The following is a 7,802-nucleotide window of genomic DNA, read 5'->3' on the forward strand; positions in this document are numbered from 1 at the left end:
CCCCCAAGAGCTCAAAGAAGCTGAGGCACTACTGCAGGCGCAGGCGCCGGCCGTAAAAACGTACAACTATGTTTCCCGGGGTGACGGTTCCGCCCTGGTGAACGGCCAGGTTGTCATGAGCATGATATACAACGGTGGTGCTCTGAAGGTTCAGAAGCATCACGATGAGATTGCATTTGTGCTCCCGGAGGAGGGAAGTAATATCTGGGTCGACTATGTCAGTGTTCTCAGTGCTTCTGCCAATAAAGTGGCCGCTAAACAATTCATCAATTTTATCAACGAACCGGAGATTGCCGCACGGTTGGCGCAGTTCGTCCATTTTGCCACGCCGAATCTGGCCGCTGACGCGCTGCTGCCGGCTGATTTCAAAAGCGATCCGGTTATCTATCCGAGTGTGGAGGCGCTGGAGAAGTCGGAAACCTATCATCGCCTACCCGCCCGGACGCAAAAAAGCCGAGCAGCGATCTTTTCGCGTCTCGTTAACTGAATCTGGTATTTGCGTATGCGTCTTCACGCGAAAGTCCTCTTGGTTGTTGTGCCCCTGGCAGTGATCCCGCTGTTGATTTTGGGATGGCTTGCTTATGACCAGCTGCGCTCCACGGCGATAGAGCGCAGTTCAAGTCAGATGACGACGATAATGGATCAAATGGCCCGCAATTTTCAGATGCACCAGGACGTTGCTAAAGCTAACGCCCGGCTGTTTGCTGATGCCTCGCTGATGCGGGCCTATGCGCTGACGGAAGACGAAGAAGAGCGGTATGTACTGATGCTGCCCTCTCTGTTGAAGCTATTCTCCAGTTACCTGCGCGCCTACCCCGATTACAGTGAGATCCGCTTTCTGCTGCCGGATGGCTACGAGGATGCTCGCACGACCTTGAAACCGATTCCCAATATGACCGAAGAAGAGGGGGGTACAACGTTCTTTCGGGAGCTGGGCCGATTCAAAGGCGAGACATTTGTTCAGGTGACCACTCCCCCTGACAGCCAAAGGGTATCGCTGCAGGTTGCGCGCCCCCTTCGGTTGATTGATCTGTCTACCCAGGACCCGCTTAATGGCACGCCAACGCTGCGAGGTTATCTTGTGGTCACCATTGGGCTGGATTTTCTGGCGGAGCAGATGGACGCCAACCGGATTGGCGAAAACGGTCGTACGCTTGTCGTTAATACAGACGGTAAGATTCTTTTTCATCCTGACGCCTCCCGATTGGGTCAGGGCATACCGGCGCCTCTGTTAAAAAAGGTGCTGGAGATGGCGAAAAACGAACAGCGTGTGCCCGTATCCTATAAACAGGCGAATAGCCTGTTAGCGACACGACGCCTGCATAAGGATCTGCTGTTGATCGGCATACTGCCGGAGGAGGAGTGGCTTAAAGAAAGTCAGCGGTTGGGGAATAGTGTTGCCTGGATCGTGCTCGGCACTGTCGTGCTGCTGATCATAACGTTGTTGATTGCTATGAATTTTCTCATGGTTCGTCCGCTGAAGCAGTTGATGGAGGCGGTCCGCGAGATCGGCCATGGCAATCTGGCGCCCGAGATCGCGTTATCGACCCGCGACGAACTGGGCCAGTTGGCACTGAATTTTCAGGATATGGCGGGCAATCTGGAAACGTCACGGATCAAAGTCGAGCGTTTGGCCTATCACGACAGTCTTACCGGCTTGCCCAATCGGTTCCGGGCCCATGAGACGCTTCGCGGCATGATCTCTCTTGCCCGTCGCGAGAACGGCAAGATGGCCGTGTTGTTCCTCGATCTTGATAACTTCAAGCGAGTGAACGACACCCTGGGGCATCAGGTGGGCGACCAACTCCTCAAGGAAATGGCCAATCGCCTCAAAGTCGTTCTTCGGGCGGAAGATGTTATCCACCAGGAGGCCCCTCGAAACACGTCGGATTTGCTCGCTCGTTTGGGCGGTGACGAGTTCGTTGTGCTGCTGCCCCGGATAAACAGCTCCCACGATGCGGCGAAGGTTGCCTCGCGCATTCTCGAAATCATGAAGGTGCCGTTTTATTTTGACGACAAGGAGATATACAGCGGCAGCAGCATTGGCATCTCGCTGTTTCCCGAAGACGGTGGTGATGTGGATGAGCTGATAAAGCTTGCCGATGCGGCTATGTACCAGGCCAAAGAGCAGGGGCGTGATAATTTTCAGTTTTATTCTGCGTCTTATAACCTTGCGGCGCTTGAGCATATCTCGCTGGAAGGCAGGCTGAGGCGCGCGTTAAAAAACGACGAGCTGGAGCTTTATTACCAGCCGCTGGTACAAGCCCGAACCGGCGAGATCGTTGGCCTGGAGGCGCTGCTGCGCTGGAATGATCCGCTTGAGGGAATTATTCTTCCGGACCGGTTTATTCCCATCGCCGAGGACAGTGGCTTGATTCTACCGGTGGGTGAATGGGTTTTGCGTGAGGCAGGGCGCCAATTGAGCGCCTGGCGGGCGGCGGGGCTTACCCGTACCTGTGTTTCGGTTAATGTTTCCGCTATACAGCTACAACGCCAGGATCTTGTCACGATTGTTGGGGAAGTCTTGAAGGATAACGGGCTGTTCCCCTGGCAATTGGAGCTCGAAATTACCGAAACAGCGCTGATGAAGATCCGACCGGAGGTGATCGGCAATCTGGACACGTTGCGTAAAAAAGGCGTGACAATTTCACTGGATGATTTTGGTACGGGCTACTCATCCTTGAGTCTTTTGCAGGAGTTGCCCATAGGCAAGCTCAAAATCGATAAAAGCTTTGTGCGGGATATGCTTGTCGACCCCAAGGATGCAGCCATCGTGTCGGCGGTTCTGTTCATCGCTAAAAGTCTGGGGTTGAAATCAACCGCTGAAGGCGTCGAAACGCCAGAGCAAGCTGCCCACCTGGCACAGGAAGGATGTGATCAGCTTCAGGGTTACTTGCTGTGCAGGCCGCTGCCGGTGGCTGAGATAACGGAGTTTCTCAAGAGTGGGGACATTATTGCCCCGTCAGGTCAACGCTGAAGGGGCGTTGATATTTGTTTGGGCGCTGGTCCGGGTCTGCGGCTTGAATACAATCCAAAGCCATGGTCCAGTCGCTAATCCAGAATCAACTCCACCTCGCCTATCTCTTCGAACACCAATCGAGCATTATCGCCGCGCTGCATTTCCAGTACGCCATTGAAGGTGCCGGTGGTGATTACTTCACCCGCCTGAAACCCAACACCACTGGCGGCAAAACGGGTGTTGATCATCTGCATCAACAGCAGCGCGGGATCGCCGCCAGGGTGGCCACCCTGGCCCGACAAGGCGACGTTACCGTTTAGCGTCAAGCGATAGGCGGCGTCTTTCATTTGCCGCAAATTTCCGCCATCGACACCGCTGCCCAACACGAAGCTGCCATGACTCAACCCATCGGCGAGCTGCCACAATGGCGGCACCTCGGGCCAGCTTTTAAACCGGCTATCGACCACCTCGATCGCCGCGTGCAGACTGGCGACTTGAGCGGCTATCTCGCCCAATGTGTAGGGCGTGTCCCGTGCTGGTAAGTCGCCTCCCAACACCACGGCCAGTTCCGGCTCGAGCAACACTCTATGGTAGTCATTCCGCGCTAGCCGCGCCGGTGACTGGCGGCTCTTTTCACTGAACAACCGCGAGAAACGTGGCACCTCGCCCCTGATAATGCCGCCGAGTTTCCAGCCAGAGGGCGTACCCAAATGCGCCGATACCCGCTCCTGAATGGCATAGGCGTCCTCTACTTCGGTCAGTGAAATATCCTCGGGCAGCGGAATCTGCGTGTGCCGTTCGTAGGCGTCGACCAAGCGCTGAGCGCCAGCGGTTACGATCTCGTCATGGGTCATAATCAGAAGCCCTTGGCGTTGCCGCGTGGACGCGCCGGCTGGGGTTTGTCACACTTTAGAAATTCACCGTAACCGGCCTCGCTCTCGGGCTTGCCGGCGCGGGATACGACTCGACCGCGGCACAGCGTAAGCATGGGGCGGCCGGTCAGCTCAAGCCCCTCGTAAGGGGTGTAGTCCACGGCATGATGCAACTCGGCGTTGCGTATGGTGCTTTTTGCCGTCGGGTCCCACAGCGTCAGGTCGGCGTCACTGCCGATGGCAATGGTGCCTTTGCGTGGATATAGCCCGTAGATTTTGGCGGGGTTGGTCGCAGTCAGCGCGACGAAACGGGTAACGTCGATACGCTCCTTGACCACTCCTTCAGAAAACAGAATTGGCAGACGCGTCTCAAGCCCGGGAATGCCGTTGGGGATGTGTTCAAAATGGGCGTGTTCGCCGTGCAGCTTCTTGCCCTTGGCATCCTCGAAGCGAAACGGTGCATGGTCCGAGGAGAACACCTGGAAAACACCGGATTCGAGCCCTTGCCAAACCGCCTCCTGGGCTGCCGGATCCCGGGGCGGGGGGCTGCATACATACTTGGCACCTTCGAACCCGTCACGATCCAGATCCTTGGCCGTGAGCATCAGATACTGCGGGCAGGTCTCACCATAGATGCGTAACCCACGGTTCTGTGCCCAACGAATCTGCTCGATGGTTTCAGTGCCGGAAACATGCACGATCAGAACCGGCACGTCGACCAGCTCGGCCAGCGAAATCGCGCGATGGGACGCCTCACGCTCGCCAATGCTCGAATGTGCCACGCCATGATAATAAGGCCCAGTGTTGCCGCTCTCAGTGAGAAGCTCGGTCAAGTAGGCGATGCAGTCAGCGTTTTCCGCATGCACCATGACCATAGCGCCCTCGCGTCGCGCCAGCGCCAGAACATTGAGAATCTCCCGATCGTTGAGTTTGAGGTCATCGTAGGTCATGTAGATCTTGAAAGAGGTATAGCCCTCGCTGATCAGCGCTGGGAGCTCCTCCTTCAATACCGTTTCGGTAGGATCGCAAACGATCATGTGAAAAGCGTAGTCGATGAAAGCCTGGCCATCGCTGCGGCGATGATAATCTTCTACCGCGGCACGCAGGCTTTGGCCCTTTTGCTGGGCAGCAAAGGGCATCACGGTGGTGGTGCCACCGCAAGCCGCGGAACGGGTACCGCTGTAAAAGCCGTCGGCCATTACCGCGCCGTCGCCGAGCGGTTGATCCAGATGGCAATGCGCGTCGATGCCGCCGGGCAATACCCATAATCCTTCAGCATCGATGACCTCAGCCGCCGCGCCCAGCTCATGGCCGAGTGCCACGATGCGCCCCGCCGTGATGGCGATATCGGCGTAGTAACAGTCTACCGCGGTAACGATCTGGCCGTTTTTAATCAATGTATCGAAGTTCATGACGTTGCTACCTTTATATCCGTTGTGGATGCTGGCCTGGGGCACACCCTGTCTCTCTTTCAGCGCTTCGACTGCCGACTTTCCAAATAGGCAAGCCAACCGCCACTTGCCGTGATATCCACTATCGCCGGCAGCCTGACTGCAGGCTCTCTCAGGCACATGCTGAGAGAGCCGGATCCGTCTTCCAGCTCTATGACTGTGAGTTCCAGCTCCGCGGGCTCATTCGGCAACAGGCTTTCGCGTAGTTGGGCGTAGGAGACCTCATAAAGCTCACCCGGTATCTTCTGCCCGCCATTCAACACCGACAAAAGCCCGGGAAATTCGTCACGAACGGAATAAAAGCGATATTTACCCGCAGTCCTGACCCTGCCCAGAAACGCAGCGCCTTCCAGAGCGAAGTTTATGGAACCGCCAGCCAGCGCCTGACCATTCACGAACATGCGTACTTTGAAATCGTCTTCTTTCATCACGGCATTTATCCATTCGATCCTATTTTCTTGACGACCAGAAAGAGCACCAGGGTAAAGGGAAAGCCCACCAGCCATGAATAGTCGAGAAACACGAAGGACGCCACCGCGCCGGCTACCAGAGACAGCATGCCTGGTAGACTGAATCCACGTGAATAGCGATAGGTTTTGTTATCGTAGAGCTTTTCCACATCGAGCTGAGTTCTGCGGATGATGAAATAGTCCGCCAGCATGATGGCGGTGGCCGGCCCTAAAAAACTCGCATAGAAGTTCTGGAACTTGAAGAAGTAATCACTGGAGAGCAAATACCAGGGGGCCGTCACTACCGAGAGCGCGGCGACCAGAATGATTCCGGCCTTCCAGGAAATCTTGAAGATATCCTGGAAGGCAAGTGCCGGCGGCAGAATATTGAGGGTGAGGTTCGAAGTAATCTGCGCCAGAATGATGAACACCAGCAGTACGATGCCAAACACTGGATTAGGTGCCAGTTCGACGAGACCGGCGATCGGATCGGTGCTACCAGTTGCCAGACCGATCAGCATTCCGGACAGAATCATGAACAGCCATGGCGGGATGACGCCGAAGAAGTTGGCAATTGCGCTGACGCGCAAAATAGAACGCCCCCGCGGATTGACCTGGCGGGTCAAGTCAGAGCTGTTGAGAATGACGGTCGTCCAGTTGGCGAAGGCCGCCATCATGCCGGCGATCCACAACAGCCCCCAGGACCCGGGTACTTCTGAGGCGGTTGAAAAATCGATGTTGCCTTCTGCAAATACTATATAGAAGAAATACAACAGCATGGCGAAAATGATCAGCGACATCGCGCCATTGAATCGGGTGATCGTACCCACGCCGCGATAGGCCAGCAAACTCTGCAGAATCAATAGAAAGAAGAAATAAACCCAGACATTGCCGAGCTCAAATAGGCTAGTCGTGACCTGCTGTAAGGCCAGGGCACCAATCCAGGTACCGATACCGTTCCAGGCGATGGCCGGTATGCATCTCAAGATGGCGACGACCTTGGTACCTTGAGTGCCGAATGCCGTTCGCCCCTGAACGATGAACGGAATGCCGTATCGCATGCCGGCATGCCCCTGTAGCGTCATCAACAGGGCGACCAATATACTGGCAACCACCCCCGCCACAATGACCTGAACGAAATTCAGAGCGCCTACCGGATGCAGCAAGTACAGCCCAATCACCATGATCTGAACGATGATGCCCGACGACCAGAAGACCAGGGCATAACTGCCCTGAGTCATCGGCCGTTGTGCCTCCGCCACCGGCTGGAGACTATCCCGCGATGCCGAGGCGTTGTTTGTGTTGTCCATGCTGCGTTCCTCTTTTTGTTATAGTTGTAGTTGGCCGCGCTCTGGTGCGATCGTCCAGGAACCCTCTAGCGTCCTAGCCCATGGCATCAGGCAGCCACATCACCAGCCCCGGCCAGATGATTATCAGCAGCACGAATAGCAGCATGATGGCGAGGAACGGCAGGCTGCCGAGCATCACGTCGGTGATCGAGCCCTTGCCGCGTACTCCCTGCACCACGTAGAGATTCATGCCGATCGGTGGGGTGATCAGCGAGATCTCCATCATAATGACCAGGAAGATACCGAACCACACCGGGTCGTAGCCGAACTTTACTACCATCGGCACGATGATGGGCACGGTGGCGATCATCATCGACAGCGTCTCGAGAAAGCAGCCCAGCACCAGGTAAAATACTACCAGCGCGAGAATTAGCCCAAGTGGCGTGAGGCCCAGGCCGGCGACCCAGTTGGTCAAAGTGAAGGGAATGCCCAGGATGCCGACGATGTAGTTCATGAAAAAGGCGGCAACGATGATGAGCAGGATCATCGCCGTGGTACGCGCCATCGACAGGAAGCTCTCGTGCAGCATGCGGATCGTCAATTTGCGATAGATTGCCGCCAGCACCAGTGCCGCGACCACGCCGAGCGCCGCCGCCTCAGTGGGTGTGGCCCAGCCGCTGTAGATGCTGCCGATGACGATCGCGAAGACGAACGCTGGCGGCAGCAGATCGGCCAGTGAACGTAGCCGCTGGCGAAACGGCACGCGCGGCTCCGGGTCGCCG

Annotated in this window: 7 protein-coding genes; 2 read left to right on the forward strand and 5 right to left on the reverse strand. The window is 56.3% G+C overall.

The annotated features are described in order from the left end of the window. Both ENI00_RS11925 and ENI00_RS11930 read left to right on the forward strand, forming a co-directional pair. Window positions 1-487, forward strand: a 487-nt coding sequence (locus tag ENI00_RS11925) for an extracellular solute-binding protein (protein WP_304102504.1), incomplete at its 5' end; no start/stop codon positions are given. A gap of 15 nt (window positions 488-502) precedes the next feature. Beyond that, window positions 503-2,977 carry a bifunctional diguanylate cyclase/phosphodiesterase gene (locus ENI00_RS11930; RefSeq protein WP_304102507.1) on the forward strand — a complete coding sequence of 825 codons (2,475 nt, stop codon included), beginning with the start codon at window positions 503-505 and terminating at the stop codon, window positions 2,975-2,977. A 74-nt stretch (window positions 2,978-3,051) separates the two neighbouring features. Here the strand turns inward: ENI00_RS11930 and ENI00_RS11935 are convergent, their stop codons facing one another. From ENI00_RS11935 to ENI00_RS11955, 5 genes are all read right to left on the reverse strand, one after another. Next, window positions 3,052-3,813 carry a 2-keto-4-pentenoate hydratase gene (locus ENI00_RS11935; RefSeq protein WP_304102510.1) on the reverse strand — a complete coding sequence of 254 codons (762 nt, stop codon included), beginning with the start codon at window positions 3,811-3,813 and terminating at the stop codon, window positions 3,052-3,054. Window positions 3,814-3,815: 2 nt separating this feature from the next. Further along, window positions 3,816-5,243, reverse strand: coding sequence for a dihydropyrimidinase (hydA, locus tag ENI00_RS11940; RefSeq protein WP_304102513.1), 1,428 nt, complete (start codon window positions 5,241-5,243; stop codon window positions 3,816-3,818). A 59-nt stretch (window positions 5,244-5,302) separates the two neighbouring features. Beyond that, window positions 5,303-5,710: an allophanate hydrolase-related protein gene (locus ENI00_RS11945; protein WP_304102516.1), complete on the reverse strand. Its 408-nt coding sequence runs from the start codon at window positions 5,708-5,710 to the stop codon at window positions 5,303-5,305. Between the two features lie 8 nt (window positions 5,711-5,718). Then, window positions 5,719-7,041 carry a cytosine permease gene (locus tag ENI00_RS11950; protein WP_304102519.1) on the reverse strand — a complete coding sequence of 441 codons (1,323 nt, stop codon included), beginning with the start codon at window positions 7,039-7,041 and terminating at the stop codon, window positions 5,719-5,721. Between the two features lie 73 nt (window positions 7,042-7,114). Further along, window positions 7,115-7,802 (reverse strand): TRAP transporter large permease subunit (locus ENI00_RS11955; protein ID WP_304102522.1); only part of this gene is annotated, 688 nt, incomplete at its 5' end.

This window comes from Marinobacter antarcticus, from assembly GCF_011049865.1.
Classification (GTDB): Bacteria; Pseudomonadota; Gammaproteobacteria; order Pseudomonadales; family Oleiphilaceae; genus Marinobacter; species Marinobacter antarcticus_A.